General features: G+C 60.5%; 24 protein-coding genes, 2 tRNA genes and 1 riboswitch. Of the genes, 9 read left to right on the forward strand and 17 right to left on the reverse strand.

The genetic code is table 11. The features are described 5' to 3' along the window. Positions 1-32 precede the first annotated feature (32 nt). A complete protein-coding gene (locus ACSQ2Z_RS19485; protein WP_436082721.1) occupies positions 33-443 on the forward strand; it encodes a tellurite resistance TerB family protein in 411 nt (136 codons plus the stop codon). A 132-nt stretch (positions 444-575) separates the two neighbouring features. On the opposite strand, the gene ACSQ2Z_RS19490 is transcribed toward ACSQ2Z_RS19485, so the two are convergent. Next, on the reverse strand, positions 576-1,445 hold the full coding sequence (locus ACSQ2Z_RS19490; protein WP_436082722.1) for a transporter substrate-binding domain-containing protein: 870 nt from the start codon (positions 1,443-1,445) through the stop codon (positions 576-578). Positions 1,446-1,538: 93 nt separating this feature from the next. Between ACSQ2Z_RS19490 and ACSQ2Z_RS19495 the strand changes: the two genes are divergently transcribed. Then, on the forward strand, positions 1,539-3,488 hold the full coding sequence (locus ACSQ2Z_RS19495; protein ID WP_436082723.1) for a glycosyltransferase family 2 protein: 1,950 nt from the start codon (positions 1,539-1,541) through the stop codon (positions 3,486-3,488). Positions 3,489-3,545: 57 nt separating this feature from the next. Here ACSQ2Z_RS19495 and ACSQ2Z_RS19500 read toward each other — a convergent pair whose 3' ends face one another. The 3 genes from ACSQ2Z_RS19500 to ACSQ2Z_RS19510 form a co-directional block, all read right to left on the reverse strand. Further along, entirely contained in the window at positions 3,546-4,511 is a 966-nt protein-coding gene (locus ACSQ2Z_RS19500; RefSeq protein WP_436082724.1) for a hypothetical protein, read from the reverse strand. A gap of 281 nt (positions 4,512-4,792) precedes the next feature. Continuing rightward, positions 4,793-4,866, reverse strand: a tRNA-Gly gene (locus ACSQ2Z_RS19505). A 67-nt stretch (positions 4,867-4,933) separates the two neighbouring features. Continuing rightward, the gene (locus ACSQ2Z_RS19510; RefSeq protein WP_436082725.1) at positions 4,934-6,031 is read right to left on the reverse strand and encodes a 2'-deoxycytidine 5'-triphosphate deaminase; all 1,098 of its coding nucleotides are present in this window, start codon (positions 6,029-6,031) and stop codon (positions 4,934-4,936) included. A 107-nt stretch (positions 6,032-6,138) separates the two neighbouring features. Beyond that, positions 6,139-6,217, forward strand: a riboswitch (SAM riboswitch). 45 nt (positions 6,218-6,262) lie between these two features. Between ACSQ2Z_RS19510 and ACSQ2Z_RS19515 the strand changes: the two genes are divergently transcribed. Next, complete coding sequence (locus ACSQ2Z_RS19515; protein WP_436082726.1) at positions 6,263-7,447, forward strand: O-succinylhomoserine sulfhydrylase; 1,185 nt, start codon at positions 6,263-6,265, stop codon at positions 7,445-7,447. Between the two features lie 226 nt (positions 7,448-7,673). Beyond that, positions 7,674-8,066 carry a Co2+/Mg2+ efflux protein ApaG gene (gene apaG / locus ACSQ2Z_RS19520; RefSeq protein ID WP_436082727.1) on the forward strand — a complete coding sequence of 131 codons (393 nt, stop codon included), beginning with the start codon at positions 7,674-7,676 and terminating at the stop codon, positions 8,064-8,066. Positions 8,067-8,078: 12 nt separating this feature from the next. On the opposite strand, the gene ACSQ2Z_RS19525 is transcribed toward apaG, so the two are convergent. From ACSQ2Z_RS19525 to ACSQ2Z_RS19535, 3 genes are all read right to left on the reverse strand, one after another. After that, the gene (locus ACSQ2Z_RS19525; RefSeq protein ID WP_436082728.1) at positions 8,079-9,068 is read right to left on the reverse strand and encodes an Hsp33 family molecular chaperone; all 990 of its coding nucleotides are present in this window, start codon (positions 9,066-9,068) and stop codon (positions 8,079-8,081) included. 288 nt (positions 9,069-9,356) lie between these two features. Next, positions 9,357-10,268 carry an ornithine carbamoyltransferase gene (gene argF, locus ACSQ2Z_RS19530; RefSeq protein WP_436082729.1) on the reverse strand — a complete coding sequence of 304 codons (912 nt, stop codon included), beginning with the start codon at positions 10,266-10,268 and terminating at the stop codon, positions 9,357-9,359. A gap of 46 nt (positions 10,269-10,314) precedes the next feature. Continuing rightward, on the reverse strand, positions 10,315-11,514 hold the full coding sequence (locus ACSQ2Z_RS19535) for an aspartate aminotransferase family protein (RefSeq protein ID WP_436082730.1): 1,200 nt from the start codon (positions 11,512-11,514) through the stop codon (positions 10,315-10,317). A 430-nt stretch (positions 11,515-11,944) separates the two neighbouring features. On the opposite strand from ACSQ2Z_RS19535, the gene ACSQ2Z_RS19540 reads away from it, so the two are divergent. Continuing rightward, a complete protein-coding gene (locus tag ACSQ2Z_RS19540) occupies positions 11,945-12,469 on the forward strand; it encodes a GcrA family cell cycle regulator (RefSeq protein ID WP_436082731.1) in 525 nt (174 codons plus the stop codon). Between the two features lie 67 nt (positions 12,470-12,536). On the opposite strand, the gene phoB is transcribed toward ACSQ2Z_RS19540, so the two are convergent. The 7 genes from phoB to phoR all read right to left on the reverse strand — a co-directional run bounded on the left by phoB (position 12,537) and on the right by phoR (position 20,327). Beyond that, the gene (gene phoB / locus ACSQ2Z_RS19545) at positions 12,537-13,220 is read right to left on the reverse strand and encodes a phosphate regulon transcriptional regulator PhoB (protein WP_436082732.1); all 684 of its coding nucleotides are present in this window, start codon (positions 13,218-13,220) and stop codon (positions 12,537-12,539) included. Between the two features lie 118 nt (positions 13,221-13,338). Continuing rightward, positions 13,339-14,049 carry a phosphate signaling complex protein PhoU gene (gene phoU, locus ACSQ2Z_RS19550; protein ID WP_436082733.1) on the reverse strand — a complete coding sequence of 237 codons (711 nt, stop codon included), beginning with the start codon at positions 14,047-14,049 and terminating at the stop codon, positions 13,339-13,341. A gap of 78 nt (positions 14,050-14,127) precedes the next feature. Further along, on the reverse strand, positions 14,128-14,943 hold the full coding sequence (gene pstB, locus ACSQ2Z_RS19555) for a phosphate ABC transporter ATP-binding protein PstB (protein ID WP_436082734.1): 816 nt from the start codon (positions 14,941-14,943) through the stop codon (positions 14,128-14,130). 12 nt (positions 14,944-14,955) lie between these two features. Then, entirely contained in the window at positions 14,956-16,278 is a 1,323-nt protein-coding gene (pstA, locus tag ACSQ2Z_RS19560; RefSeq protein WP_436082735.1) for a phosphate ABC transporter permease PstA, read from the reverse strand. After that, complete coding sequence (pstC, locus tag ACSQ2Z_RS19565) at positions 16,275-17,759, reverse strand: phosphate ABC transporter permease subunit PstC (RefSeq protein ID WP_436082736.1); 1,485 nt, start codon at positions 17,757-17,759, stop codon at positions 16,275-16,277. The genes pstA and pstC overlap by 4 nt, the downstream gene beginning before the upstream one ends. A gap of 97 nt (positions 17,760-17,856) precedes the next feature. Next, positions 17,857-18,891 carry a substrate-binding domain-containing protein gene (locus tag ACSQ2Z_RS19570; RefSeq protein WP_436082737.1) on the reverse strand — a complete coding sequence of 345 codons (1,035 nt, stop codon included), beginning with the start codon at positions 18,889-18,891 and terminating at the stop codon, positions 17,857-17,859. A 194-nt stretch (positions 18,892-19,085) separates the two neighbouring features. Further along, entirely contained in the window at positions 19,086-20,327 is a 1,242-nt protein-coding gene (gene phoR / locus ACSQ2Z_RS19575) for a phosphate regulon sensor histidine kinase PhoR (protein WP_436083132.1), read from the reverse strand. 147 nt (positions 20,328-20,474) lie between these two features. Here phoR and ppk2 point away from each other — a divergent pair, with 147 nt between their 5' ends. Next, positions 20,475-21,356 (forward strand): polyphosphate kinase 2, encoded by an 882-nt coding sequence (gene ppk2 / locus ACSQ2Z_RS19580; protein ID WP_436082738.1) that lies wholly within the window; start codon positions 20,475-20,477, stop codon positions 21,354-21,356. Between the two features lie 19 nt (positions 21,357-21,375). On the opposite strand, the gene ACSQ2Z_RS19585 is transcribed toward ppk2, so the two are convergent. Then, positions 21,376-22,509, reverse strand: coding sequence for a biotin transporter BioY (locus ACSQ2Z_RS19585; RefSeq protein WP_436082739.1), 1,134 nt, complete (start codon positions 22,507-22,509; stop codon positions 21,376-21,378). Between the two features lie 395 nt (positions 22,510-22,904). On the opposite strand from ACSQ2Z_RS19585, the gene ACSQ2Z_RS19590 reads away from it, so the two are divergent. After that, a complete protein-coding gene (locus ACSQ2Z_RS19590; RefSeq protein ID WP_436082740.1) occupies positions 22,905-23,864 on the forward strand; it encodes an NAD(P)H-dependent flavin oxidoreductase in 960 nt (319 codons plus the stop codon). 123 nt (positions 23,865-23,987) lie between these two features. Further along, a tRNA-Thr gene (locus ACSQ2Z_RS19595) sits at positions 23,988-24,063 on the forward strand. A gap of 83 nt (positions 24,064-24,146) precedes the next feature. Here ACSQ2Z_RS19595 and ACSQ2Z_RS19600 read toward each other — a convergent pair. Next, positions 24,147-24,356 carry a helix-turn-helix domain-containing protein gene (locus ACSQ2Z_RS19600; RefSeq protein WP_436082741.1) on the reverse strand — a complete coding sequence of 70 codons (210 nt, stop codon included), beginning with the start codon at positions 24,354-24,356 and terminating at the stop codon, positions 24,147-24,149. 98 nt (positions 24,357-24,454) lie between these two features. Here ACSQ2Z_RS19600 and ACSQ2Z_RS19605 point away from each other — a divergent pair, with 98 nt between their 5' ends. Next, positions 24,455-24,760 carry a hypothetical protein gene (locus ACSQ2Z_RS19605; RefSeq protein ID WP_436082742.1) on the forward strand — a complete coding sequence of 102 codons (306 nt, stop codon included), beginning with the start codon at positions 24,455-24,457 and terminating at the stop codon, positions 24,758-24,760. Between the two features lie 76 nt (positions 24,761-24,836). On the opposite strand, the gene ACSQ2Z_RS19610 is transcribed toward ACSQ2Z_RS19605, so the two are convergent. Further along, positions 24,837-25,379, reverse strand: coding sequence for a group I truncated hemoglobin (locus ACSQ2Z_RS19610; protein WP_436082743.1), 543 nt, complete (start codon positions 25,377-25,379; stop codon positions 24,837-24,839). Positions 25,380-25,648: the final 269 nt, after the last annotated feature.

A 25,648-nucleotide genomic window follows, 5' to 3' on the forward strand; every position in this document is an offset into this window, starting at 1 on the left:
CTCTTTGCCAGTCCCAGCAGCACGGATATGTCATGCCCGAACAACTCAGCCCTCAGGAAGCTCTCATTTATGTCATGGTGATGATGTCGGCGGTCGACAAGACCATGACCGATGGCGAACTGGAACGCATTGGCCGGCTTGCCCGCTTCCTGCCGGTCTTCGACGGTTTCGACGATGACCGGCTGGTGCATGTGGCGCGGGAATGCGGTGCTCTCCTCGACGGGCCGGAAGGGCTGGATATCGCGCTTGAGGTGGTGCGGGAGGCGCTCCCTCCCCGCCTCTACGATACTGCTTACGCCGTCGCCGTAGAGCTTGCCGCCGCCGACCATTCCATCCGAAACGAGGAAATCCGGCTGCTGCAGCTTCTGCGCGACCGGCTGGATCTCGACAAGCTCACCTGTGCCGCCATCGAGCGCAGCGCCATTGCCCGCTTCCGCAAGTAAGGGTCGGCGAAGAAACCGGCTCGGATTGCGGGTTCAATCTCTCCATATAACTGTTGCTTTCAACCTGTCCCTGCCGGCGCGGCTTGTCTGCCCGCTGCTCCTTACGTTTCCAAAGGCATGAAGGGGTCGCGATCAATAGATGCCAGCGGGAAAATACCGCAGATAGATTTCGTTGAGCCGGCCCTTGCGGGAGAGTTCAAGCAAAGCGTGATCAATCGCCTGCGTGAGCGCCGTATCACCCTTGCGGTTCATGATCGCAAGGCCCTCCCCCAGAAAACGCTGCGAGAAATAGGCGCCGTCGAGGAGCGTGCAGCAATTGGCAGCGTCGCTGCCTGCCGTCCAGAAGGACAGTTGCATGCCATCGGAGAAGACCACAGCAACCGTCCCCTCCTTCAGCGCCGCAAGCATGGCGTCGCGGGTCGGAAATGACTTGACCACGAACGTCGGAAAAAACGCCTTCAGCATCGCTTCGTGCGTGGTTCCCGCCACCGCACCGATCGGCTTACTGCCAAGGGCGCCCACCGAAAGATCGTCGCCCGTGGCCTGCCGATTGGCCGCGAACCGGGCCGGCAGCTTCATGAAGGCGCGGGAAAAGGCAAAGCGCTGGCGAAGCTCGGGACTGATGCCGATACCCGCGACAATTGCCTCTCCCTGCCCGTCTTCAAGCGCGGGCTGCAGTTCGGCAAACGTCACGGCCTGGATCTGGCATTTGGCCTCGATCTCCAGTTCCCGGCAGATTTCCCGCACCAGATCGACATGGAAGCCTGAAAGCTTGCCCGACTGATCGATGAAATTGAACGGTGGAAAATCCACCGTTGTCAAAAAGCGCAGTCGCGCCAGACCGCTCAAGTCCGGCTTCGCGATCCGCTCGCGCGCGTCAAACAACAAAGGCAGGTCGTGAACGCCGGCGGCCCGTGAAAGGGCCGAAAAAGATGCAACCGTCAGCACGCAAAGCGTGAAAAACCCACAGAATTTTAGGAATGCACGGAACGCGTGTGCCATTATGATTATTCTCAGGGTTCATACAGGGGATATTGCCGCCCATGCGGCAATGGGGTTTTGATGCGTTTCGGAGAATATCCGGACAATTCCGGAATGGCTACCGCAAATGAGGCGCCGGCCAGGCGAACGCCGCCTGCCGCAACGGCGCAGCTATTCTCGCTGGCCTTGAAACGGGAAGGCCGTCTGTTGCTGCAGATGGGCATCGGCAAACCCTTGATTGCGCAGGCTATGCTGCTGGCTGAAGAGCACGGAACCACTGTCGAGGAGGAACTTCTCGCCTCCGGCGAGATCAATGAAGCCATTTATTTTGAAGCGCTTGCCGAACGACTCGGGCTCGACTTCGTGCCCGGCATCGACCCGAACCGGGTGCAAGATATTGCGGGGCTGGATACGCAGATCATACGGCCCGAAATGCTGCGCGTTCATCATGCAAGCCGGCCGCCGACTACCGTGATCGTTCCTTCGCTCTCCCGGCTGGAGGAGACGGCGGCGCTTCTTGAACGCACACCGACGCTGCGCCAGTCGCTCGCCGTGTCGACCCCATCCGTCATGCGCAACGCCGCCTGGCAGGCTGGGCGCCTGCGCCGGGTGACTGCGACAACGCGAGCACTGTTCGAAACGACCCCGCTTCACAGCGCCCGCATCACCTTCTGGGGGAAACAGGGATTTTATGCCGGTATTATGCTCTGCGCGCTGATCGGCGCCGTCATCACGCTGCCAATTATCAGCCTGTTGATCCTGCATATCGTGCTGACGCTGTTCTACCTGGCCAATTTTTCCGTGCGGCTTTACGCGCTGGGCTGTGCCTTTCTGCAGGAGCGCTCCACACCAAAAGCGCGCGCGGAGGCAGGGCCGGCCGGGCCTGTGCCCGTCTATTCGGTACTGGTTGCGCTCTACAAGGAAAAGAGCGTCGCCGCCCAGTTGATCGAGGCGCTGGACCGCCTCGACTGGCCACGCTCGCGTCTCGATATCAAGCTGATCTGCGAAGAGGATGACGAGGAAACGATCGCGGCATTGCGCGCCCTGCCGCTCGCGCCCGAATATGAGATCGTGCTCGTGCCGGTGCATCTGCCGCGCACCAAGCCGAAGGCTTTGAGCTATGCCCTGCCCGGCGTTCGCGGCACCTTCGTCACCGTCTACGATGCCGAAGACCGGCCGCATCCGGGCCAACTGCGCGAGGCCCATGCCGCGTTCATGGCAGCGCCCGAGCGCGTCATCTGCCTGCAGGCACCTTTAATCGTCACCAATGCACGGCAATCCTGGCTGAGTGCGCTGTTTGCGGTGGAATATGCCGGGCTGTTTCGCGGGCTGCTGCCGATGCTATCGCTGACCGGGCTGCCGCTGCCGCTCGGCGGGACATCCAATCACTTCCGGACTGCGCAACTGCAGCGGATTGGCGGCTGGGACCCGTACAATATGACCGAGGATGCCGACCTCGGCATGCGCCTGCATCGTCTTGGCTACCGCTCGCGCGTGATCTTCAAACCCACCTTCGAGGAAGCGCCGGTGACGCTGCCGGTCTGGCTCGGCCAGCGGACGCGCTGGTTCAAGGGCTGGCTGCAGACCTGGCTGGTGCTGATGCGCAAACCTGCGCAGTTCTGCAGGGAAACGGGCTGGCCGTCCTTTGCGGTCTTTCAGATCCTGATCGCGGGCATGCTCGTGTCGTCGCTCTGCCACCCCATCATCATCGGGTTTCTCCTCTATCTGACATGGCTGATGTTTCAGCACAGCACGCACGTGGACGGTTCGCTGGCATTCTGGCTGTTCCTCTGCGATATCGTCAATCTCTTCGGCAGCTACGCCGTCTTCATTGCGCTCGGACGCAACCGCATGGGAGCCAGGGAAAGGCGTGCCGTCGGAATGCGCTGGGCCTTCGTGCCCTTCTACTGGCTGATCATGTCGCTCGCAGCCTGGAAGGCACTGCTTGAGCTCCAGACCAATCCGTTCTCCTGGAACAAGACACCGCATGTTCCGGTCAACGAAACAAGGCGAACCCGCACGAACAGCCTTGATACCGTTGCGAATTCGAACGTTGCCGAATGATGATGGGCGGTTTGTGCCGCCGAGAGGAGAAGCCGGCCGGGGTCGCGGAGGAACCATTCACCGGATGGTCGGTTCACCGTGATAGCGGCGCTTCGACGGCTTCGAGACGCCAAACCCGACCTCCATCATCAGGCGCGGGGACTGTTTTGCCAATGTCCCTCTATGAAAGCCAAACGGGTCTTCGACAAAACCTGTGCCGGCCTTTCCGGTCAAGGTGATGGCGCTGTCCTCACCGTAAAAGCTCAATACCTCGTCTGCAGGATGCCCCACGAGCAGCGTCAATTGATGCTTCAATCGCCGGCGGTTGTGACTTCCTCGCACATAGACATGCGGGCCGGCATCGGCATCGACGTCAGAGAGATAAAAAAAGAATTTCAGCATCCGCCAGTCATCGAGATCGAAGTGGAACTTGAACGAGGCGCGGCTGAGATCAGACTCTGACGCAGACTTTGCCGGGAAGCTCCACCATGTCCGCGTCGTGATCAATTTGGCTTCGCCGCCGAGATAATGCCGTGCGACATCGAGAAGCAATGGGTCGCGCTGCACGGCAATGGCGGCATCACATTGCAGGACCCGCTCGAAATGATGACCGCTCAATATCGTGCGGCCAAAACGCCGCTCGGCGGATGCGTGCTCACCAGCGAGAAACTCGAGCCTGCGCTCGAAATTTCCAAAACACGGCGTTTCGTGTCCGAAGCGGGCAATTTCCTCCTGGATCGGCGCTGGCAATGTGAGGCCGACAAAGATACCGGTCCGCCTGAGTTCGGTCGCGATGGCCTTTGCCTGAAGGTTGCCGAACATCGAAGGCGTAGCACCCGCGCTCGATCGCACCGGCTTGGCTGTCAGCCAATGTGCTTTGCGGAACGGCATTGTCCGCGCCAGCAGAAACATCGGTAGCCAGACCGGATTCTCCCGCACATCCGTGAGATAGGTCGGTATGCGCGCGGCCATGCGGCGCAAAACGCCGCCGCTGCGAGCAATGGTTTCTAAGTCCTGCGGTTGGGATTTGGGTGCGTCAAGCATCTGATATCCTTACATTACATACGACAAGGTCTTTTTGACAAACCCCGTCCCTGATCCCACGCCCGACCCAAACAATACCGTCTAATTGCATTTGCTGCAACGCAGCAAAATAGCCCCTCCGAGCGAATTCCGCACTGTGACGACCTGCGCGGGGCGGCGGCACTCACCGCGGGGCCTCGGAACGAGTCAGCGCGAAGCCACATAAAGGGCGAGGAGACCAGACCGTTCCAAGCCGCTTGAAACCGGGCCATCCAATCGTTCACAAAGCCCTGGAAACAAGGTGGAGCGGGTAGCGGGAATCGAACCCGCACGATCAGCTTGGGAAGCTGACAAGCTACCACTACATCATACCCGCAACGGCTGCGAGGTTTTCACCAAGCGCTGCCGGCTGTCAAGGTGGCATCCGATATTACGGACGCCTTTTATTCCGATCGGAAATGCTTGGAGAGCTTCAGGCCCTGCGCCTGGTAGTTGGAGCCGAGGCCGAGACCATAAAGGCCTTCCGGCCGCTCCATCATGTACTCATAGACCAGACGGCCGACGATCTGACCATGTTCCAGGATGAACGGAACCTCGTGGCTGCGGACTTCGAGAACCGCGCGGCTGCCCGTTCCGCCTGCAAAGGCGTGGCCGAAGCCGGGGTCGAAGAAGCCGGCGTAGTGGACACGGAATTCTCCGACCAGCGGATCGAACGGCGTCATTTCGGCGGCATAGAGCGGCGGCACGTGCACTGCTTCGCGCGAGACGAGGATGTAGAACTCATCTGGATCGAGGATCAGTTCGTCGCGGCCGCGGCTATAGAGCGGCTCCCAGAAATCGAAGACGCCATGCTCGGCCTTCTTGTCAACGTCGACGACCGCGGTGTGATGCTTGCCGCGATAGCCGATCAGCCCGTCGGCGCCGGTCCCCTTGAGGTCGATCGAAAGGGCAATGCCGCCGCCGGAAACGTTCGGCTTTTCGCTGGCGACCAGCACGTCGCTCTCATGCAGCGCGAGGACCTCGGCTTCGCTCAGAAGCGCATGGCCGATGCGGAAGCGGATCTGCGACAGGCGCGAGCCGCGCCGCACGATCACCGGGAAGGTGCGCGGGCTGATTTCGAGATAGAGCGGGCCGGAATATCCGGCCGGGATCTTGTCGAATTCCTGCGCCCGGTCGGTGATGACGCGGGTGAAGATGTCGAGGCGGCCGGTCGAGCTCTTCGGATTGGCCGAGGCCGACATGTCGGCAGGCAGGTCGAGGCTTTCCATCAGCGGCACGATATAGACACAGCCGGTCTCGAGCACGGCCCCTTCGGAGAGATCGATGACATGCAGCTTCAGCCGGTCGAGCTTGTCGGCCACGAGGTGGCTGGGACCGGGCATGAAGCTTGCGCGGACGCGAAAGGCTTTCGAGCCCAGACGCAGATCGAGGCTTGCCGGCTGGATCTGATCGGTATCCAGCTTGCTTTCGCTTTTCAAACGCCCCGCGTCAAACAGCGCTGCAATCGCGCGATCGGCTAGAATGCCTGTGGCCCTCGTCATTCCCATTTCCTTTTTGCCGCAAACGGCACGTCATAACCCAAATTGTCTCCGTGACATATCTTCTTGTTCCCGGGAATTGACGCAAGCGCGGCTAGTCAGTAAATACTGACTTATCCCGTGGTGATTTGGCCGGTCGGCTTGCAGCCACGTTAAACAAATAGCTAAAAAGGCCGGGTTCGAAACCGGCTTGCTTTTGCGGCCGGTTTTTTTGTTTGTGAAAGCGACGATCCGATGAGCAAAAACTGGCGCCCGGCAACACAGCTCGTTCATGGCGGCACGACCCGTTCCAACCACGGCGAAACCTCCGAAGCCATCTTCCTGACGCAGGGCTTCGTCTATGAAAGCTCGGAAGCTGCCGAGGCGCGCTTCAAGGGCGAGACCGACGGCTTCATCTACGCCCGTTACGGCAGCCCGACCAACGACATGTTCGAGCAACGCATGTGCATGCTGGAAGGCGCCGAGGATGCCCGCGCCACGGCATCCGGCATGGCCGCGGTTTCGGCCGCCATTCTCTGCCAGCTCAAGGCGGGCGACCACATCGTCGCGGCCCGCGCCCTCTTCGGTTCCTGCCGCTGGGTGGTGGAGACGCTGGCGCCGAAATACGGCATCGAATGCACGCTGATCGACGGCCGGTTCCTCGAAAACTGGGAAAAGGCAGTCAAGCCGAACACCAAGGTGTTCTTCCTCGAGAGCCCGACCAATCCGACGCTGGAAGTCGTCGACATCGCCGGCGTGGCGAAGATCGCCAATGCGATCGGTGCCAAGGTGGTGGTCGACAACGTCTTTGCGACGCCGCTTCTGCAGAAGCCGCTGGAACTCGGCGCCCATATCGTCGTCTATTCCGCCACCAAGCACATCGACGGCCAAGGCCGCTGCCTCGGCGGCGTGATCCTCTCCGACAAGGAATGGATCAACGAGCACCTGCACGACTATTTCCGCCATACCGGCCCGGCGCTGTCGCCGTTCAATGCCTGGACACTGCTGAAGGGCATGGAAACCCTGCCACTGCGTGTGCGCCAGCAGAGCGAGAACGCGTCGCGGGTCGCGGATTTCCTTGCCGAGCAGCCTCAGGTCGCCCGCGTGATCTATCCGGGCCGCAAGGATCATCCGCAGGCCGATATCATCGCCCGGCAGATGAAGGGCGGTTCGACGCTGGTCTGCTTCGAACTGAAGGGTGGCAAGGAAGCGGCCTTCGCGCTGCAGAACGCACTCGACATCGTGCTGATCTCCAACAATCTCGGCGACAGCAAGAGCCTGATCACCCATCCGGCGACGACGACGCACAAGAATCTGTCGGACGAAGCCCGCACGGAGCTCGGCATTTCGCCCGGCACCGTGCGCTTCTCGGCCGGCATCGAGGATAGCCAAGACCTGATCGAGGATTTCGCCCGCGCGCTGAAATCCATAAAGGCCTGATTTTCCGCTTTCTGCTTCGAACGCCCGTGTCCAGCCGGACGCGGGCGTTTTTCTACGCCTGCGTTTCAGTCCTGAAACTCGCTCGCCTTGCCTGCGCAATCAAGCCGCTTCTTGAAGTGACCATCGAGCATGCTGTGCCCTATCCTAACAGTTTACGCTGTCCATTATTCTTGACGAAACCATCTTGCTGTAGAATATCGCCCATAGACTTGAAAAGGGTTTGCATATGTACCGCGCGCTAACTCGCGATATCGAGGTGACCGTAGAGCCTTACTATCTGGAGGAGCAGTCCGATCCGGAGGACAGCCGTTATGTCTGGGGCTACCGCATCCTGATTTCCAACTTTTCCGGCAAGACTGTGCGGTTGATGACCCGTTACTGGCACATCACCGACGAAAACGGCCAGGTCGACGAAGTCAATGGCCCAGGCGTCATCGGCGAGCAGCCGGTTCTCAATCCCGGCGACACCTATGAATATTCATCAGGCTGCCCGCTCGACACGCCGTCGGGCGTGATGTTCGGCCACTATTCGATGGAAACACCGGAGGGCGATACCTTCACGGTCGATATTCCCGCCTTCTCGCTGGATTCGCCCGGCCAGGCTCGGACCTTGAACTAGGGCCGCAGCTTTTCACTGCGGCTTCACTTCCGTTGCCTCGAAACGATAGGTCGTCGAGCAGAACTCGCATGTGACCGAAACCATTCCGTCCTGCGCCGCGTGATCAAGATCCTCCTGGCTCAGACTTGCCAGCACGTCGCGGAGTTTCTCGCGCGAGCAGCTGCACTTGTCGTAAACCGCCTGGGGCGGATAGACCTTGACGCCGCGCTCATGGAACAGCCGGTAGAGCAACCGCTCGGTTCCGACCGTCGGATCGGTCAGTTCGTCTGCGTCGATACTCTGGACCATGACGCTTGCCTCGCCCCAGAGATCGTCGACCCCAATGGCATGCTCGCCGTTGTCGCCATCCCCCCCGTGAAGATCCGCCTGGCGCATGCGCTCCGGCGCTTCCGGCAGGAATTGGGCGACCATGCCGCCGGCCCGCCAGCGATGGCGCGGCTGGCCGTTTTCATCGCGGTCCAGCAACTCAGCGACACCGAGGCGCACCTTGGTCGGGATCTGTTCCGACTGGCGGAAATAGACGCCGGCGATCTCCTCCAGCGAGGCGCCATCGAGCGGCACAATGCCCTGATAGCGCTGCGTGTGGGCGCCCTGGTCGATGGTGAAGGCGAGAATGCCTTCGCCCAGCAGATGCTCCGGTTTGGTCAGGCCGTTTTCTTGGGCGCGCGACAGGGCTTCCTCGTCGTAGCGGGCATAGGCACGCACCCGGTCCGGCGTCGAGAAATCTGCGACGACCAGATCGACCGGACCGTTGCTTTTCGTCTGGACGATCAGCTTGCCTTCGAATTTCAGCGAGGTACCGAGCAGGACCGTCAGCACCACCGTTTCGGCAACGAGACGGGCGACCGGTAGCGGATAATTGTGGCGTTCGAGGATGGCGTCGAGCATCGGGCCGAGCTGGACGGCACGGCCGCGCACGTCGAGGCCCTCCACCTGAAACGGCACGACATGATCGTCGCCGGCAAAATCGAACTGGCCGAGGCCCGGGTCTACTTCCGTCATCACTCTGCTCCTTAGCCCTCGGACATCGACAAGCCGAAGGCTGGAACCTTTGGCGACGTGATGCCCGATGCTCTCTTATTGATCCTGCGCAGGCCCGTTTTGTCCAGATCGTCACTCGGAAAAACGGCTGCTTGCTCTTCTCCGCACCCGCTGCAGACAGCGGCACGGATGGCTGGATATTCTGAACGCGAATGACCGGCACGGAGGCTGAGCTACCCGCCGGTCATCCAATTGCAGCATAGATCGTGTGCCGCGGTCCCGTTTTCAATATGCGCGGTAGCGCGCTCGTCAAAGCGCGCCGAGGCACCAGGCGAGAACCGATTTCTGCGCATGCAGGCGGTTTTCCGCCTCATCGAAGACCACTGACTGCTTGCCGTCGATCACGTCGTCCGTCACCTCCTCGCCGCGATGGGCAGGCAGGCAATGCATGAACAGCGCGTCCTTTTCGGCCTTCGCCATCAGCTCCGCATTGACCTGGAAGGGCTGGAAGACGTTGTGACCGCGCGCCCGGTGTTCCAGGTTCATCGACACCCAAGTGTCGGTCACCACGCAATGGGCGCCGACAACCGCCTGATCGGCGTCATGATAGAGCTTGATGTCGCCGCCATTGTCGCGGGCCCAGTTGAGGATCTTGTCGTCCGGCTCGGAACCAAGCGGAACAGCCATATTCATCCGATAGCCGAAACGGGCGGACCCTTCGACGAAGGAATGCAACACATTGTTGCCATCGCCGGTCCAGGCAATGGTCTTGCCCTTCACCGGGCCTGCATGCTCCTCGAAGGTCATGATGTCGGCCATGATCTGGCAGGGATGTGTCGTGTCCGTCAGGCCGTTGATCACCGGTACGGTTGCATGCTCGGCAAGTTCGAGCAGCCGGGTGTGATCGGTCGTGCGGATCATGATGGCATCGACATAGCGCGACAGCACCTTGGCCGTGTCGCCGATGGTTTCGGCGCGGCCGAGCTGCATTTCGGTACCGGAGAGGAACAGTGTCTCGCCGCCGAGCTGGCGCATGCCGACATCGAAGGACACGCGCGTGCGGGTCGATGGCTTCTCGAAGATCATCGCCAGCATCTTGCCGGCAAGCGGCTTTTCGGCCGTGCCGGCCTTGGTGGCAGCCTTGCGGACGCGGGCGTCTTCGATGATCGCCCGCAGGTCGGCTGCCGTCATGGCAGAAAGATCGAGAAAGTGTCTGGCCATTTCTATTCAAAGTCCTGTGTTTTCAGCATGGGAAGGGGAACGTCGTTCAGGCCGAGGCCTTTCGTCGTTCCGCCGTCAGCTGTTCGGCCGCCCGCTCGAGCCGCGCCAAGCCTTCGCGAGCTTCCTCGGCCGTCGTTACCAGCGGCGGCAGCAGGCGGATGACGTTTTCACCCGCAGGCACGGCCAGAAGCCGCTCGGCGCGGATCGCCTTGAGCAGGTCTGCGGACGGTACCTTGGCCTTGATGCCGAGCATCAGGCCTTCGCCGCGGATTTCCTCGATGACATCGGGGAAACGATCGGCAAGCGAAGCGAGGCCCTGGCGGAAAACCAGCGCCACATCGCGGACATGCTGCAGGAAACCATCGGCCAGGACGATATCGAGAACGGCATTGCCCACAGCCATGGCCAGCGGATTGCCGCCATAGGTCGAGCCATGCGTTCCGGCGACCATGCCGGAAGCCGCATCCGCCGTCGCAAGGCAGGCACCGAGCGGAAAACCGCCGCCGATCCCCTTGGCGACGGCCATGATGTCGGGCGTGAGACCTGCCCATTCATAGGCAAACAGCTTGCCGGTCCGGCCGATGCCGCACTGGACCTCATCGAGGATCAGAAGCAAGCCGTATTCGTCGCACAGCGAGCGCACCTCCTGCAGGAATTCCTTCGGTACCGTGCGGATGCCACCCTCGCCCTGGATCGGCTCGATCAGGATCGCGGCGGTTTCCTCCGTGATGGCCGCTTTCAGCGCCGTCATGTCGTTGAACGGAACCTGATAGAAACCCGGCGCCTTCGGACCGAAACCCTCGAGATACTTTGCCTGACCGCCGGCCGCGATGGTCGCCAGCGTCCGGCCGTGAAAGGCGCCTTCGAAGGTAATGATGTGGAACTTTTCCGGATGCCCCTTGGAGAAGTGATAGCGCCGCGCGGTCTTGATCGCGCATTCCAGTGCTTCCGCACCCGAATTGGTGAAGAATACCTTGTCGGCAAAGGTGGCTTCAGTCAGCCGGCGGCTCAGGCTTTCCTGTCCGGGAACCTCATAGAGATTGGAGAGATGCCAGACCTTGTCCGCCTGCTCCTTCAGCGCCGAAACGAGGTGCGGATGGGCATGGCCGAGCGAATTGACCGCGACACCGGCGGCAAAATCGAGATAGCGCGTGCCATCCTCCGCAACCAGCCAGACGCCTTCGCCGCGCTCAAACCGCAAGGGGGCGCGGGCATATGTGTCATAAAGCGGCGTGGCATCGGCCATGGCGCATGTCTCCTCAATCATCACGGTGATTGTTTCGGTTGGCTCAGCTCGGACTGAGGTCAGCCCTTAAAAAATCAAAATGCCGCCTCGCGGCGGCAAAATCACTATCTTCATTTCGCACCGCAATGTCAACAAAAGCCGGCAATTTGCGGCAATTCACGCCGCCATCGCGACATCGATTTTTTTGACCGCACGCTCTTGCAAAAATGCCACGCATGCCAAGCAAGTTGGGGAAAACTCGAAAATCGATTCGCTCGGATTCCGGGGACTCTTGTCAGCGAGTCCCCCTACCTCTACCTTAACAACTAATTACTAGAACGCATGCGGCGGACCTAGTCACCAAAAGAGTTATCGCGTTTCAGCCTCGGAGTCCGTCCGGGGTACGGTGGAGGATTCGACCATCACCAACGCTGTGAATGGAGAAAAGACCATGAACTGGACTGACGAGCGGGTCGAGAAACTCAAGAAGTTGTGGTCAGAAGGATTGAGCGCGAGCCAGATCGCCGCGCAGCTCGGCGGCGTCAGCCGAAACGCGGTCATCGGCAAGGTGCACCGGCTTTGCCTGCCCGGCCGTGCCAAGGCTGGCGGCAGCACGGCAACCACCGCCCGCGCCAAGCGTCCGGCGACATCCGCACCGCGCGCGCCGAACTACGCTGCGCGCGTCACCAACCGCACCGTGACACGCACCACGGGCGCCACCGTCATGAAGGAAGAGGTGGAAATCGACGCCATTGAGGACCAGTACGTCGCACCGGTCAGCAACGTGGTCGTGCCGATGTCCCGCCGCCTGGCGCTGACGCAGCTTACGGACCGCACCTGCAAGTGGCCGATCGGCGACCCGATGAAGGAAGAGTTTCATTTCTGCGGCAATGACTCGCCCGATACATCGCCCTACTGCACCTTCCACGCAAAGCTGGCCTATCAGCCTTCCGGCGAACGCCGTCGGGCTCGGTGAACGCCGCAAACCACTAAACATAAAAAGGGGCCGGCCGGCCCCTTTTCCGTGTTTCACTCAAGTGCAGTCAGCTTTCCAGGGAATAGCCCGCGCCTCGCACGGTGCGGATCACATCCTGCATGTTGGAGAAGTTCAGCGCCTTGCGCAGGCGGCCGACATGGACGTCGACGGTGCGCTCGTCGACATAGATGTCGTGGCCCCAGACGCCGTCGAGCAGCTGCGAGCGCGAAAAGACGCGGCCGGGCGAGGTCATGAAGAATTCCAAGAGCCGGAACTCGGTCGGTCCGAGGCGGACCTCGCGGGTCTTGCGGTGAACGCGGTGGGTTTCGCGATCGAGCTCGATATCGCCGCATTTCAGCAGCGTCGACAGCACTTCCGGCTTCGCGCGCCGCAGCATCGCCTTCACCCGCGCCATCAGCTCCGGCGTCGAGAACGGCTTGACCACATAGTCGTCAGCGCCCGTGGCAAGGCCGCGGACCCGCTCGCTCTCTTCACCGCGTGCCGTTAGCATGATGATCGGCAGGCGCTCGGTTTCGGAGCGTTGACGAAGCCTGCGGCACAACTCGATGCCGGAGACGCCCGGCAGCATCCAGTCGAGGATCAGGAGATCCGGCAGGCGCTCCTGCAGCCGGATTTCCGCTTCGTCGCCGCGGTTGATCGTATCGACTTCAAAGCCTTCGGCCTCAAGATTGTAACGCAGGAGAACGCTCAGCGCTTCCTCGTCTTCGACAACGGCAATTCTTGGCAGCATGCGGTCTCAACTCCTTGACGCCTTGCCCTCATTGCAAGGGGCTCGTCCGGCGGCCCGAAAGCCGTCGGGCAGTCAAATGCCTAGATTTCACTTACCTATTTCCGATCCGGCGCGGCGATCAGTTGCCGATCGCGCCGACGGTATTGGCGGTATCGTCCTTCGGACGTTCCCCGGCCGGCTGGGAGCCGGTCGCCATGTAATAGATCGTTTCGGCGACATTTGTCGCATGGTCGCCGATGCGTTCGATATTCTTGGCGCAGAACAGAAGATGCGTGCACGGCGTGATGTTGCGCGGATCTTCCATCATGTAGGTCAGGAGCTCGCGAAACAGCGACGTGTAGATCGCATCGATTTCATTGTCCCGCTCACGGATGCTGTTGGCCTTTTCCGGCGACCGCGACGCATAGACATCGAGCACTTCCTTCAGCTGCATCAGCGCGAGTTCGGCCAGGTGCTCCAGCCCGCGAGCCAGCTGCCGCGGCAAGCTGGCGCTCGAAACGGCGATCACCCGCTTGGCCGTGTTCTTCCCGAGATCGCCGACACGCTCAAGATCGGCAGCAATACGGATGGAGCCCATCAGTTCGCGCAGGTCGGATGCGACCGGCTGGCGTCTTGCGATGGTGACGATCACCTTCTCGCCGATCTGGCGTTCGGCCTCATCCATGATGGCGTCGTCGGAGATGACCTTCTGGGCGAGCGCGAGGTCCGCGTTGACCAGTGCCCGCACGGATTCGGCGACCATCTGCTCGGCAAGGCCGCCCATCTCGGAGATGCGCCGGTTCAGGTATTTGAGATCTTCGTCATAGACGGAAGCAATGTGCGTGGACATGATCGTTTTTCCTTGTGTTCATGGTCCCGGTTCAAAGCGCGCCACCGCTCCCTACATCGGAAAGCGGCAAGATATGCGTCAGCCGAAGCGGCCCATGATGTAATCCTGGGTGCGCTGGTCATCCGGATTGGTGAACATCTTGTCGGTATCGTTCTCCTCGACCAGATTGCCGAGATGGAACATGGCGGTGCGTTGCGAAACGCGTGCCGCCTGCTGCATCGAGTGGGTAACGATGACGATGGTGAAGTTGGTGCGCAGTTCGTGGATCAGTTCCTCGACTTTGGCGGTCGCAATCGGGTCCAGAGCCGAGCAGGGTTCGTCCATCAGGATGACTTCCGGGCTGACGGCAACGGCGCGCGCAATACACAGACGCTGCTGCTGACCGCCGGAGAGACCAGTGCCCGGCTCATGCAGGCGATCCTTCACCTCGTTCCACAGACCTGCCTTATGCAGGCTGGTTTCGACGATCTGGTCGAATTCGGCCTTGGAGCGCGCCAGGCCATGGATCTTCGGGCCGTAGGAAACATTCTCGTAGATCGACTTCGGGAACGGGTTCGGCTTCTGGAAGACCATGCCGACGCGTGCCCGCAGTTCGACCACGTCGATGGCCGGATCGTAGATATCCTCCTCGTCAAGCGTGATCTTGCCGGTGACCCGGCAGTTGTCGATCGTATCGTTCATGCGGTTCAGCGTGCGCAGGAAGGTCGACTTGCCGCAGCCGGACGGGCCGATCAGAGCCGTGACTGTGTTTTCACGAACGTTGAGGTTCACGTCGAAAAGAGCGCGCTTCTCGCCGTAATAGACCGACACGTCCTTGCCGTTCATCTTGAAGGGAACAGTGTTCATTTTCTGATCCAGCGCCTTTTCAACTGCTGCTTCTGACATCATGTTCATGTTCTTACCTCACTACCAGCGTCGCTCAAAGCGACGCCGCAACAGGATTGCGCCAAGATTCATGACCACGAGGAAGATCAAAAGGATGATGATCGCGCCCGAGGTCCGTTCGACAAATGCACGTTCGGCTTCATTGGCCCACATGTAGATCTGCACGGGCAATGCGGTAGACGGGTCCATCGGCGAGCCGGGAAAATCGACGACGAAGGCCACCATGCCGATCAGGAGCAGCGGCGCCGTTTCGCCGAGCGCGTGCGCCAGACCGATGATCGTGCCCGTCAGCACGCCTGGCATGGCGAGCGGCAACACGTGGTGGAAGATGGTCTGCATCTTCGAGGCGCCGAGGCCGAGGGCAGCCGCGCGGATCGAGGGCGGCACGGCCTTCAGCGCCGCACGCGTGGCGATAATGATCGTCGGAAGGGTCATCAGCGTCAGCACCAGGCCGCCGACCAGCGCTGCCGAGCGCGGCATGCCGGCGAAGTTGATGAAGATCGACAGGCCAAGCAGACCGTAGACGATCGAGGGGACGGCGGCGAGATTGTTGATGTTGACCTCAATGAGGTCCGTCAGCCGGTTTTTTGGCGCGAACTCTTCGAGGTAGATGGACGCGGCGACGCCGATCGGCAGCGCCAACACAAGTACGATCAGCATCATGTAGAGCGAGCCGAGGGCTGCCACACCGATGCCTGCTGCTTCCGGGCGGCTGGAGGCGCCGAAGGTGAAGATGCCGGTGTTGAAGTCCTTCGTCAGGGCACCGCTATCGGTGAGCGTCTTCATCCAGGCGATCTGCTGGTCGTTGACCTTGCGCTTGGTTTCATCGATCTTGAGGTCGATCTGGCCCTTGTTGGCACTGTCGATATTGCCTTCGGCCAGCAGCGGCACGTTCACCGTGGTGCCGATTACCGACGGATTGGCAATGACGATGTCGCGCAGTTGGGTGCGGGCACTGGCCGAAACCATTTCCGTTGCCTTCTTGACCAGGGCGCGGTTGGCCGGATCGATGCCCAGTGCCTTGACGAGGGCGTCGCGCACCAACAGCGGATAGTTGGCCGTCATCAGCTTCGTCGGCTTAGTCGCTCGCTCGTTCTTCGGATCGATGACCTTTTCGGCAAACTCGATCGGCAGTGTGATCGTCGTCTGCTGGAAGGCCGTGTAGCCGTTCGAAATGACCGTCCAGAGAAGGACGAACAGGAAGAACAGGCCGGTGAGGATCGCCGCCACGCCATAGGCACGGAAGCGGCGTTCGGCGGCGTAGCGGCGCTTGATGCCGATATCGCGTTTGGCTACAGCGGGGCGCACGGAGGCGGGGGACGAAGAGGAAACGATCTCGGTCATTCGTACTGTTCCCGATATTTGCGCACAATGTAGAGTGCATAGATGTTGAGGCCGAGCGTGATGCAGAACAGCGTGATGCCAAGCGCGAAAGCCACCAGCGTCTGCGGCGAGTTGAACTCGAGGTCGCCGGTCAGCTGATTGACGATCTTGACGGTCACCGTCGTCATCGCCTCGAAGGGATTGAGCTGCATGCGCGCGGCAACACCGGCGGCAAGCACCACGATCATGGTTTCACCGACGGCACGCGATGCGGTCAGGAGCAACGCGCCGACGATGCCCGGGAGCGCTGCCGGCAGAACGACCTTCTTGATCGTTTCCGACCGGGTGGCGCCCAGCCCGAGCGAGCCATCGCGCAGGGCACGCGGCACCTGCGTAATGATGTCATCGGAAAGTGAGGACACGAACGGGATCAGCATGACGCCCATGACGATACCGGCCGTCAGCACGCTCTGCGCCTGAATGAAGGAGACGTAGTTGCCGGTAACGAGCCCATTCAGCTGGGCGGAAATATCGCGCAGGAACGGGCCGACAGTGACCAGGGCGAAGAAGCCGTAGACGATGGTCGGGATACCGGCGAGGATTTCGAGCAGCGGCTTGGCCGTCGAGCGGATCGCAGGCCGCGCATATTCGGACATATAGATCGCCGCGAAGAGGCCGATCGGTACTGCAAACAGCATGGCGACGAAAGCGATATAGAGCGTGCCTGCGAGGAGCGGCAAGAGGCCGAACTGGCCCTGCGTCGCCTCGCTGCCGGCGGCGGCGAAACGCGGGTCCCAGACCGTGCCGAAGAAGAAGCTGGCCGGCGAGACCGAATTGAAGAAACGGATCGCTTCCGACAGCATCGAGCCGACGATGCCGATCGTCGTCAGGATCGCGATCGACGAGGCAAGCATCAGAGTCCAGAGCATGACGCGCTCGACCTGGTTGCGAGCGCGGAAGGGGGCGGAGATGCCGCGCAGCGCGAAGATGGCGCCGGCAACCGAGATCAGGAGAACCACGACCGCCATGACGATGCGGCTTGTCGAGATCATTGCATTGAACTGGGTGGCGGATTTGATCATGTAGGATTCGCCGTCGCCGGCAAGCGGAACACCCTTTGCCGCCAGCACGTCGCGCAAATCGGCGGAGCCATTGTTGAGCGCGGCCAATTCCGCGTCATCCAGCAGGTTCAAACCGTTGGCGACAGACTTTACCTGGCCGAGTGCGAGTTCGGTGGTCGCCGCGCCCTGGCTGAGCACCGCTTCCGGAAGGCCGCCGCGCACGCTGCTGTCGATATAGGCGGGTGCTGCAATGGCCCAGACGCCAAGAACAATCGCTGCCGGGATGATCGCACAGATAGCCGCGTAGGTGCCGTGATATCCGGGAAGGGAATGAAGGACAGAAAGCTTGCCGTTCGTGGTGGCAATTGCCCGGGCGCGTCCGGCGAGAAAGGCCGCAAAGCCGATAATCAAAACAAGCAAAAAGAGAAGTGATGTGTTCATCGACATGTCCCCCCGGCCTCCAATCATGGAAAACCGGCAATCCGAACTCGGGATGTCCGGCACGGCAAGATTGCCGTGCCGGACATTGCTCAATGGATTAGAGCATGTTGCCGGCTTCGAAAGCCTTGCGGCCTTCTTCGCGCTCAGCGTCCGGGGCCGAAACCAGGCCGTAGGCTGCGAGCGGGCTGTCCGGGCCGATCATCTGGTCGTCAAGGAAGAACTCGACATATTCCTTGAGGCCCGGGATCACGCCGAGATGCGCCTTCTTGACGTAGAAGAACAGCGGGCGGGAAACCGGATAGTCGCCGGAAGCGATCGTTTCGACCGACGGGGCAACGCCGTTGACTGTTGCGACCTTCAGCTTGTCAGCGTTGTTTTCAAAGAAGGCCAGACCGAAGACGCCGATGCCGTTCTTGTTGGACGCGATGCGGGCAAGCGTTTCGGTATAGTCGCCGTCGATGTCGACAGCCAAGCCGTCCTTGCGGACTGCGACGCACTTCTTGGCAGCTTCTTTCTCATCGGCGATGAGGCCCTTGATGACGTCCTTGGCGCCGTTATCCTTGCAGCCGGCAGCCAGGATCTTCTCTTCGAAGACTTCGCGGGTGCCGTGCTTTTCGCCCGGGATGTAAGCAGCGATTTCAACGTCCGGAAGGTCCTTGTTGACTTCCGACCACTTCTTGTAGGGATTGGCAACGAGCTTGCCGTCAACGACGATTTCAGCGGCCAGAGCGAGGTAGAGGTCCTTCGGAACCAGCTTCAGCTCGGCATTGCCGGCGTCGGTCGCGAAGACGATGCCGTCATAACCGATCTTGACTTCCTGGATCTCGGTAACGCCGGCTGCCTTGCAGGTTTCGAGTTCGCTGTCCTTGATCTTGCGCGAAGCGTTGGCGATGTCGATCGTGTCCGGGCCAACACCCTTGCAGAATTCCTTCAGGCCGCCGCCGGTGCCGCCCGACTCAACGATCGGGGTCTTGAAGTCGGGGAAAGTTTCACCGAAGGTTTCAGCGACGATCTTTGCGTAAGGCAGAACGGTCGAGGAACCGGCAACCTGGATCTGGTCGCGTGCAATCGCAACGCCGGCAAAAGCGGCAGATGCAACCAGGGCTGCAACAGTGAGTTTCAAGGCTTTCATCAGAATTCTCCCAGAATGGGCTTGTGTGGGTGCGCTTTTCATTAGCGCTCGCTTTCGCCGTGTCGATCGGCCGCCCTAGTTAGCGCCCGATGGCCTCACCTTTTATGTCAATTTCACGAAACATTTGTGACAGTCTATCATCTTGAAATAGTTGAAATTTTTTCAATTTCGACGATTTAGACAACGAGTTTGTGTCAAAACCTCACGGTAAACACAGTGCCCTTGCCGATTTCGGATTGAACGAGCAATCTGGCGCGGTGGCGGGTGAGGATATGCTTGACAATGGCAAGCCCCAAACCCGTGCCTTTTTTCGAACGGCTGGCCTCTACGTTAACCCGATAGAATCGTTCGGTAATCCGAGGGACATGCTCGGCCGGGATTCCCGGCCCATAGTCCCGGACGGAGACTTCGGCCGGCTCGTCGCCACCACCGGAGAGGGTCACTTCGACCTTTTTCCCCTCCTGGCCATATTTGCAGGCGTTTTCTATCAGATTCTCGAAAACTTCGGTCAGTTCATCGCGATCGCCCTGAACGACGACGGGATCATCCGGTACGACCAGCGAAATCTCCACACCGACATCCGCTGCCAGCGGCGACAGCGCATCGCGCACATGACCGAGCAGCGGGGCGAGATCGACCGCCTCGTCCGGTGCGATGTGGGATTTGAGTTCCAGCCGCGACAGCGACAGCAGATCATCGACGAGGCGGCTCATCCGCGTCGCCTGCTCATGCATGATACCGAGGAATTTCTCATGCGCCTTGGGATCGCTGCGCGCAGGGCCCTGCAGGGTTTCGATGAAGCCGCGCAGCGAGGCGAGTGGCGTCCTCAGCTCATGGCTGGCATTGGCAACGAAATCGGAGCGCATCCGGTCGATGCGGCGCGCCTGCGATATGTCGCGATAGGACAGGATATAGAGCCTTTCCTTCAGAGATCCGAGTTCGGCCGGAGCGACGCGCACGATATAGACCGATTCCGACGGAAAACGCTCGGAATGTTCGATCTGGTTCGCCTTGCCGGTGATGATCGTCTCGCGAACCATGTCGAGAATGCCAGGCGAGCGAACCCGTGCAGAAAGGTCGGTCTTTGCCGGGATGGTACCGAATGTCTTTTCGGCCGCATGGTTCTGCAGTACCACGGTCTCATCGGGCGCGACCACCAGGATGGGCGTGTCGAGCGCGTTGAAGGCAGCGGCAAGCATGCCGAGGTCGGGCTCTTCCACCGCAGCCTGAACCACGGGCATGGCCGGCGGCGTGGGGTTTGCCGAGCGGTTGAACAGCGCCGTCATCCACACAAGCCAGAACAGCAACGCGGCGATCGTGTGAATGCCGGATAGAATAAGCGCGGCCGTGACGACAGTCGACAGGCCGATAATCCATTTTTCGGCGCGGGCCCTGTCCTTGAGGTGCTCCCAAACTGTTTTTGTTTCTTCCAAGATGCTCTCACTTACCGGTATGCAATCAACCGGTGATATCGGAGGTTCATGACAATGATTTTCACGGCATGCTTGAATTCGCAATTCAATTGTGGCCTCTTCCCATGAAATCGGCGAGTGGCCGCACAATGAAGCAGGGCGGACTCAATCATGGCAGGAATCGAAAAAAATCAGACGGTCGAACTCACGGTCAACGGCAAGGCACATGTCTTCGATATCGACAATGCTGCGCTTCCGGACTGGATCGACAAGGAAGCGCTCGCTTCAGGCGACTTCCCGTATGACAAAAAGCTCGATGCCGATACTTTCGATCGGACGCTGGAGAAACTGCAGATCGAGCTCGTCAAGGTGCAATTCTGGCTGCAGGCGACCGGCCGGCGTGTCGTGGCGATCTTTGAAGGGCGCGATGCGGCCGGAAAAGGCGGCGCAATCCATGCCACGCACGCCTCCATGAACCCGCGCTCCGCCCGCATCGTCGCCCTGACAAAGCCGACAGAAACGGAAAGGGGCCAATGGTACTATCAGCGCTATGTCACCCATCTGCCGACGGCTGGCGAATTCGTGATGTTCGACCGTTCCTGGTACAACCGTGGCGGCGTCGAGCCGGTCATGGACTTCTGCACACCGGAGCAGCATGCGCACTTTCTCAAACAGACGCCGCCGTTCGAGAAGCTGATCACCGGCGACGGCATTCATTTCTTCAAATTCTGGCTGGATATCGGCCGCGAGATGCAACTGAAGCGGTTCCACGACCGCCGCCACGACCCGCTGAAGGTCTGGAAGCTCTCGCCGATGGATATCGCCGCGCTGACGAAATGGGATCGCTACACAGAGGCGCGCGACACAATGCTCAAGGAAACCCATACAGAGCATGCGCCCTGGACAGTCGTGCGCGCCAATGACAAGCGCCGCGCCCGCCTCAACGTTATCCGCCATATGCTGAAGACGCTCGATTATGACGGCAAGGACAAAAGCGCGATCGGCGAGGTCGACAATAAAATCCTCGGCTTCGGGCCTGGCTTCGTGAAGTAGCCGCTCGCAAATACCCTGGTCATTGCCCTGGAAGGATGCGGACAGCGAACAGGCTGAGGCTGTTGCCGGCGCCGGTCACGTCACTGTTGATCAGGATATGGCCGGGCGCGCTTGGCGCCAGGCCGCGATCGAACGTGACCTTGAACAACATGTCGCTCTTTTCCTCGTTCACCGTGAACCGATGGCGGCCACAATCGCCGAGCGAGGAGAAATCGCACTCGACGGAGAACTGGGTCTGCTTGCCCGCATCCGCCTGGACGCTGAGCGCTACAGTCGACGTCTTGCCGGAAATCTGTCCAAGCACAGAAGCCGGAATTTCGATGAGGACATTGCCGTCCGCTTCCGCGGTCGCAGAGGTTATGCGCAGGCGCTGCCCGTTCTCGTCGCTGACCTGATCGGCCGAGGCGCGGCTTCCAGCCGTGACATTGGCGGCGTCGGCGGGCTTGAAAACCTCGGCCCAGTTTCCGGAAAAGCCCTGCTCGCTTCCAAGCGTCTTCAGCCCTTCTGCGCCGTCGAAATCCTCGGACTGCACGGTCGAGGGCGGATTGGCGACGCTGGTGTCGCGCTCGGCGGCCGATTTCAAAAGACCGCTGGTTTGCACCCACCAAGCCGCCGTGCCGAAGGCGGCGACGAGGGTCGTCACGACCATGACGAAGGACAGGAAACTGCCGCGCTTGCGCCGGCGGGGCTTTGGCGGGACAACCTTGGCGCCTTTGCCGCGTTTTCCGGAGACCGGTTCGACGGCGGCGGCCGGTGCGCGGCTTGCCTCGCGGCGGTCGGGACGCAGACCGGCAAGGCCGCCGTCAACGACGGGGCTTACGACTTCGCCGGCGACCCCTTCCGGCGGCTTATGGATGCCGTCATCCAGTTCCGGCGAGGGGGCATGATTCTCCCGGCTGTCCGTATCCATGCGGACCGCCGGCGCCACGGACGCAGCCTTCAGCGCTGCGCGTTCCTCCACTTCAATGGCATGAATGATCGCTTCGAGGCGGTGCCGCTGCTTGGCGATCACGTCCGGATCGTGCACATCCTGCTTGCGCAGGCCGGCCTCGAGCGCGTTTCGCGCCGACTGGTAGATGCGTGCGCGCGTTTCGGAATTCGTCCGCTCGGAGCGCTCCAGCGCATGTCTGATGGCAGTTTCCAGTCCGCTCACTGTCCGTCCTTCTTGATGCAGACGACCGGCATCGGTCGCTCCGCAAGGGCATGTCGCGCTGGGGCCGAAGCCCGGAGCCGGGCAGACATGCAATCAACATCGCCCCGAAAACGTTACGATACGGCAGCGCTCCGGTTCCAACAGCATCCTTTGTCGCGGCCATCGCTCCCCGTGAAACCCGGCGCGCTTTTGGATGTGTTAACAATTGGGTAACGGTTGACGCCGCGATCTGCAAGCCTCGCACGTCAAACTTGACGGCCGACGCCGGGAAAAACCCGGAGGATCTACCCGACTTGCCGCACCAACGCGGTTCAAGCACCCTTTGCAAAATCCATCGGCGCTGATAACATTCTTACGTTTACGGAAACGTCAAAAATTGAAACGGGAGCGAAATCTTGTCCTTGCCAGCCATCCTCACCGGCACTACGCGGCTGCCAGTCTTCGCCGCTCCCTTGTTCATCATCTCGCATCCGGCACTGACGATCGCGCAGTGCAAGGCGGGCGTCGTCGGCTCGTTTCCGGCGCTGAACGCCCGGCCGGAGGCGCAGCTCGATGAATGGCTGGCCGAGATCACGGAAGAACTCGCCGCTCACAACGCCCGCAACCCCGGCAAGCCGGCCGCGCCGTTCGCCGTCAATCAGATCGTCCACAAATCCAACAAGCGGCTGGAACACGACCTGATGCTTTGCGTCAAATACAAGGTCCCGATCGTCATTTCCTCGCTCGGCGCCGCGCCCGAGGTCAACGCGGCGATCCATTCCTATGGCGGTATCGTGCTGCATGACGTCATCAACAATCGGCACGCCAACTCCGCTATTCGCAAGGGTGCCGACGGCCTGATCGCGGTTGCCGCCGGCGCCGGCGGCCATGCCGGAACGCTGTCTCCGTTTGCCCTCGTCCAAGAAATCCGCACATGGTTCGACGGGCCGCTCCTGCTCTCGGGCGCCATTTCGACCGGGGGTGCCGTGCTTGCCGCACAGGCAATGGGCGCCGACATGGCCTATATCGGCTCGTCCTTCATCGCCACCAGCGAAGCGCGCGCCAGCGACGCTTACAAACAGATGATCGTCGACAGCAGTGCTGGCGACATCGTCTATTCCAACTATTTCACCGGCATCCACGGCAACTACCTGAAAGCCTCGATCATCGCGGCCGGCATGGATCCGGCACAGCTGCCGGAGGCCGACCCTTCGAAGATGGACTTCGAGACCGCAACGACAGGCGCCAAGGCCTGGAAAGATATCTGGGGCTGCGGCCAGGGCATCGGCGCCGTCACCGAGATCGTGCCCGTCTCTTCGTTGGTTGATCGGCTTGCGCGCGAATATGACGAAGCGCGCCAGAGACTGTCACTCTAAAACAGCACCTTTCCGTCGTCCCGAGGTTTTTTCCGGTTCTGCAAACTGATGGCTTGAAATCCCATCGGTTTGCAGGTATCAGCCCCTCACACATCGCTCCGCTGCATCGCGGGACGTTTGCGGGCCGCTTTAGCTCAGGTGGTAGAGCACATCATTCGTAATGATGGGGTCGCAGGTTCGAGTCCTGCAAGCGGCACCATAGGTCACTAAATTTGTTCTTCACTCTACAGAAAGTTACGTTGAAGGCCCCGGCATCGTCCGACCGCGCCTTTTATTGCAGTTCTATTGAGCAATAAATAGGTCTCCGACGTCGACCTGCATTACATTTGCAATTTGCTCAGCCGTTTCGATCGTCACGTTCATCTGGCCGGCTTCTATTCGGCTTATATAAGCTTGGTCCGCACCTATGCGCATGGCCAATTCCTCTTGCGAGATGCCGATTGCATTCCGCTTTTCTTTTACGGCCTTTCCGAAGCGTTTCTTGACTTCCATGAACGGCACATGGGCGCTTCACAGAAATTTTCTCCATGTATTTTAATACATATTTGTTTGAGTTATAGTATGCTCGATAGGTCGTGGGGCTAAGGCAAATGGGCGATTACAATTTCTGGGCGGACTTGCTCGACACGTTCCAATCCTCGCCGGACTGGATCAAGGCGCTCTGGCTGCTCATCCCGCCCGGCTTCCTGCTCGCCTTGATCGCTATGCTGATGCACTACCGGGTCGCGAACAGACGGGCCGACAACACGCTTGACGGCGAATTGGTCTATTCGCTCCGTCGCGGGGTTGACGACCAGCTCCATATCCTCAGCCACGCCCCGCAAATGGACGGAAAACCGGCCCTCATCCTCCTCGACCCACCACGTGCCCAAACCGGGGAGGCAGGGTGGTCGTGAGGAGCTTGCAACGCGGCGGAGATCGATCGCACCATGTCTTCGGTATCGAGCGGCAGGTGAGAAACCCCGAGGTCTCTTACCGTCTACTAGCGGCGGTGACCTCGTCCTTATGAGCGGCGAAGGCTGCCAGGACTTCATCCTTCTCGCGTTTCGGGACCTTGAAAAAGTCAAGGGTCCGTCCGAGTTCCGCTACAACCTCATCGAATTCTTCAGAGGAGATCCGGAGATTCCGGTGGGCCTCCTCGAGACCGAGCGGCGTCGTGCCGGGCTTTGTGGCCTTGAACTCGAAGGGTCCACCCGCAACGTCGCAGACCCACAGAGTCCGCATGAACTTCAGGCCGGGCAACCTCTCCAGGTTCTTGGTGTGCCATTCCCGCAACTGCGGGTTCTTGGACTGCTGGCCGACGACTGGGTTTTTCACGACGGCGTCGCTGAAGTGATCCACGACCGCCGCAATGGCGAAGACGCCGCCCAGACGCTCGTACAGACTTTTCTCAGGCATGGATTGGTTGGCCCGCAAATTATCCGTCCCTGCCAAAACAGCCACGGAAGCGGCGGTCAGCGTTAGGCCTGCGACCACGCTTCGTCTTGTTATAGAAGTCGAAACAGCCTGTGTCATGGTCACATCCTTGGTTGCGTCCACGGCTTAGCCCTAAGCTCGGGCCGGGTGACGATTCAGTTAATTAGCATTTTCTAATTTAGATATAGCATGACAGACACTTGGCGATCGAGATCAATCTCCTTCATCGGCGCGCTGCGGTTGCCAGTGGTCGCCGAAGCTTCGGCCTTGAACGTCGCGCTGCGACGATTATCAATGGGTGCTGCCGTCCAGTCGGCATCGGCACGCCTTTGGGTTCAAAGGAAAAACGGGCTGGCCAAGCCCGGCGC

The organism is Pararhizobium sp. LjRoot235, assembly GCF_964254145.1.
GTDB lineage: Bacteria > Pseudomonadota > Alphaproteobacteria > Rhizobiales > Rhizobiaceae > Pararhizobium.

Excerpts from the sequence above, each read along its gene's own strand:
- ACSQ2Z_RS19485 (WP_436082721.1), top strand. The coding sequence starts at position 33 with ATGCCCGAACAACTCAGCCCTCAGGAAGCTCTCATTTATGTCATGGTG.
- ACSQ2Z_RS19490 (WP_436082722.1), bottom strand. The coding sequence starts at position 1,445 with ATGGCACACGCGTTCCGTGCATTCCTAAAATTCTGTGGGTTTTTCACG.
- ACSQ2Z_RS19495 (WP_436082723.1), top strand. The coding sequence starts at position 1,539 with ATGGCTACCGCAAATGAGGCGCCGGCCAGGCGAACGCCGCCTGCCGCA.
- ACSQ2Z_RS19500 (WP_436082724.1), bottom strand. The coding sequence starts at position 4,511 with ATGCTTGACGCACCCAAATCCCAACCGCAGGACTTAGAAACCATTGCT.
- ACSQ2Z_RS19510 (WP_436082725.1), bottom strand. The coding sequence starts at position 6,031 with ATGACGAGGGCCACAGGCATTCTAGCCGATCGCGCGATTGCAGCGCTG.
- ACSQ2Z_RS19515 (WP_436082726.1), top strand. The coding sequence starts at position 6,263 with ATGAGCAAAAACTGGCGCCCGGCAACACAGCTCGTTCATGGCGGCACG.
- apaG (WP_436082727.1), top strand. The coding sequence starts at position 7,674 with ATGTACCGCGCGCTAACTCGCGATATCGAGGTGACCGTAGAGCCTTAC.
- ACSQ2Z_RS19525 (WP_436082728.1), bottom strand. The coding sequence starts at position 9,068 with ATGACGGAAGTAGACCCGGGCCTCGGCCAGTTCGATTTTGCCGGCGAC.
- argF (WP_436082729.1), bottom strand. The coding sequence starts at position 10,268 with ATGGCCAGACACTTTCTCGATCTTTCTGCCATGACGGCAGCCGACCTG.
- ACSQ2Z_RS19535 (WP_436082730.1), bottom strand. The coding sequence starts at position 11,514 with ATGGCCGATGCCACGCCGCTTTATGACACATATGCCCGCGCCCCCTTG.
- ACSQ2Z_RS19540 (WP_436082731.1), top strand. The coding sequence starts at position 11,945 with ATGAACTGGACTGACGAGCGGGTCGAGAAACTCAAGAAGTTGTGGTCA.
- phoB (WP_436082732.1), bottom strand. The coding sequence starts at position 13,220 with ATGCTGCCAAGAATTGCCGTTGTCGAAGACGAGGAAGCGCTGAGCGTT.
- phoU (WP_436082733.1), bottom strand. The coding sequence starts at position 14,049 with ATGTCCACGCACATTGCTTCCGTCTATGACGAAGATCTCAAATACCTG.
- pstB (WP_436082734.1), bottom strand. The coding sequence starts at position 14,943 with ATGAACATGATGTCAGAAGCAGCAGTTGAAAAGGCGCTGGATCAGAAA.
- pstA (WP_436082735.1), bottom strand. The coding sequence starts at position 16,278 with ATGACCGAGATCGTTTCCTCTTCGTCCCCCGCCTCCGTGCGCCCCGCT.
- pstC (WP_436082736.1), bottom strand. The coding sequence starts at position 17,759 with ATGAACACATCACTTCTCTTTTTGCTTGTTTTGATTATCGGCTTTGCG.
- ACSQ2Z_RS19570 (WP_436082737.1), bottom strand. The coding sequence starts at position 18,891 with ATGAAAGCCTTGAAACTCACTGTTGCAGCCCTGGTTGCATCTGCCGCT.
- ppk2 (WP_436082738.1), top strand. The coding sequence starts at position 20,475 with ATGGCAGGAATCGAAAAAAATCAGACGGTCGAACTCACGGTCAACGGC.
- ACSQ2Z_RS19600 (WP_436082741.1), bottom strand. The coding sequence starts at position 24,356 with ATGGAAGTCAAGAAACGCTTCGGAAAGGCCGTAAAAGAAAAGCGGAAT.
- ACSQ2Z_RS19605 (WP_436082742.1), top strand. The coding sequence starts at position 24,455 with ATGGGCGATTACAATTTCTGGGCGGACTTGCTCGACACGTTCCAATCC.
- ACSQ2Z_RS19610 (WP_436082743.1), bottom strand. The coding sequence starts at position 25,379 with ATGACACAGGCTGTTTCGACTTCTATAACAAGACGAAGCGTGGTCGCA.